Below are 1,694 nucleotides of genomic sequence, written 5' to 3'. Positions count from 1 at the left end.
GTACCTGATCATTGCCTTGATCTTCGCGGGCCTCGACACGCTGGTGATGCTGGCCTACGCCTTCGTCGGCGCCCGCGCGATCCGGGTGCTGACGGCATCGGCCACGCGCTGGATCGACCGCGCCTGCGGCGGCATGCTGCTGGCACTGGCGGGCTCGCTCGCCTTCTACCGGCGCAGCGCGGCCTGACGCCTGCCGGCCGTCATGGCTGCCAGTAGCCGCTTCGGCAGGAACGGTAACACCTGTCACCGATAATCCCGGGCATGAATCCCCTGCTTTCCCGGTTGCAACCCTATCCCTTCGAGCGGCTGAAGCAACTGTTCGCGGGCGTCACGCCCAACCCCGAGTTCCCGGCCATCAGCCTGGGCATCGGCGAACCCAAGCACGCCACGCCAGGCTTCATCAAGGACGCTTTGAGCGCCAGCCTCGGCGCGCTGGCCGCCTACCCCGCGACGGCGGGCGACCTGACCCTGCGCACCGCCTTCACCGACTGGCTGAAAACCCGCTACAGCCTCGCCCTCGACCCGGCCACGCAGGTGCTGCCTGTCAATGGTTCGCGGGAAGCCCTGTTCTCGCTGGCGCAGACCGTGGTCGACCCCACCGCCTCGCCGCAGCCGGTGGTGATGTCGCCCAATCCGTTCTATCAGATCTACGAGGGCGCGGCCCTGCTCTCGGGCGCCGAGCCGTACTACGTGGCCAGTGTGCCCGCGCGCAATTTCGCCGTGGCCTGGGACAGCGTGCCCGAGGCCGTCTGGGCCCGCACGCAGTTGGTGTTCGTCTGCTCACCGGGCAACCCGACGGGTGCGGTGATGTCGCTGGACGAATGGAAAAGGCTCTTCGACCTGTCGGACCGCCACGGCTTCGTGATTGCCGCCGACGAGTGCTACAGCGAGATCTATTTCCGTGACGAGCCCCCGCTCAGCGGACTCGAGGCCTCGGTGACGCTCGGGCGGCCCGATTTCCGGAACCTGATTGCGCTGACCTCGCTGTCCAAGCGCAGCAACGTGCCCGGCCTGCGCAGCGGCTTCGTGGCGGGCGACGCGGCCATCATCAAGAAGTTCCTGCTCTACCGCACCTACCACGGCAGCGCCATGAGCGGCGCCGTGGCCGCGGCCAGCATCGCGGCCTGGGGCGACGAGTCCCATGTGGTGGACAACCGCGCCCAGTACCGCGCCAAGTTCGCGGCCGTCACACCGCTGCTCGAACCCGTGCTCGACGTGCGCCTGCCCGACGCCAGTTTCTATCTCTGGGCCGGCATTCCCCAAGTGTGGGCTGGCGACGACGAAGCCTTCGCCCGCGCGCTCTACGCTCAATACAATGTGACGGTTCTGCCGGGGAGCTATCTGGCGCGAGAGACCGCCCACGGCGCCAACCCTGGCCGCGGCCGCATCCGCATGGCACTGGTCGCCGAAACAACCGAATGCGTGGAGGCCGCCCAGCGCATCGTCCGCTTCTGCAGGGACGCCCGCCGCTGATCCGCTTTTCCGCCCGCACCCATTTTTCACACGAGACTTTCTCCATGACCCAGCAACTGCAACAAATCATCGACGCCGCGTGGGAAGACCGCRCCAACATCTCGTCCAGCGCCGCCCCTGCCGAAGTGCGCGATGCCGTCGAGCACGTGATTTCCGAGCTCAACAACGGCAAGCTGCGCGTTGCCACGCGCGAAAGCGTGGGCCAGTGGACCGTGCACCAG

The 1,694-nt window shown here is 67.6% G+C and carries 1 protein-coding gene and 2 pseudogenes; all 3 read left to right on the top strand.

Going from position 1 to position 1,694, the window contains the following annotated elements; all coding sequences use genetic code 11:
* A pseudogene (locus AC1DOC_RS32600) lies at positions 1-187 on the top strand (LysE family translocator); the annotation flags it as partial.
* A 74-nt stretch (positions 188-261) separates the two neighbouring features.
* Positions 262-1,473: a succinyldiaminopimelate transaminase gene (gene dapC, locus AC1DOC_RS32595; protein WP_012747824.1), complete on the top strand. Its 1,212-nt coding sequence runs from the start codon at positions 262-264 to the stop codon at positions 1,471-1,473.
* A 44-nt stretch (positions 1,474-1,517) separates the two neighbouring features.
* A pseudogene (locus tag AC1DOC_RS32590) lies at positions 1,518-1,694 on the top strand (2,3,4,5-tetrahydropyridine-2,6-dicarboxylate N-succinyltransferase); the annotation flags it as partial.

The sequence above is a fragment of the Variovorax sp. 01T439_2 genome, from assembly GCF_056398445.1.
Note: the sequence above shows the minus strand (reverse complement) of the source record. Positions and strands in the feature narration are given on the sequence as shown.

Excerpts from the sequence above, each read along its gene's own strand:
- dapC (WP_012747824.1), top strand. The coding sequence starts at position 262 with ATGAATCCCCTGCTTTCCCGGTTGCAACCCTATCCCTTCGAGCGGCTG.